At 52.0% G+C, this 296-nt stretch carries 1 protein-coding gene; it reads right to left on the reverse strand.

Going from position 1 to position 296, the window contains the following annotated elements; all coding sequences use genetic code 11:
- Window positions 1-296, reverse strand: a 296-nt coding sequence (locus HBA93_RS20470; protein ID WP_221724499.1) for an MFS transporter, incomplete at both ends; no start/stop codon positions are given.

A 296-nucleotide genomic window follows, 5' to 3' on the forward strand; every position in this document is an offset into this window, starting at 1 on the left:
GTCCCGGTACCAGTTCTTGAGCAAAAACCACAATTGCGGAGAATGCTGAGGAGAAGATGATACCAATGACAACGGCCAGAATGCAGGTCCAGAACAGATTGGCGTAAGGCATCATCAGGGCAAACGGAATAACACCGAGGATCGAGAACCAGATCACGAAGCGTGCGCCCATTCTGTCGCCGATCGGGCCGCCGAGGAAGACACCGGCTGCGGATGCGCCGAGGAACAGGAACAGGATCAACTGAGCGTTCTGAACACTGACAGCAAACTTTTCAATCACATAGAATGTGAAATAG

Source organism: Ochrobactrum sp. SFR4 (assembly GCF_019730395.1).
Taxonomy (GTDB): Bacteria; Pseudomonadota; Alphaproteobacteria; order Rhizobiales; family Rhizobiaceae; genus Pseudochrobactrum.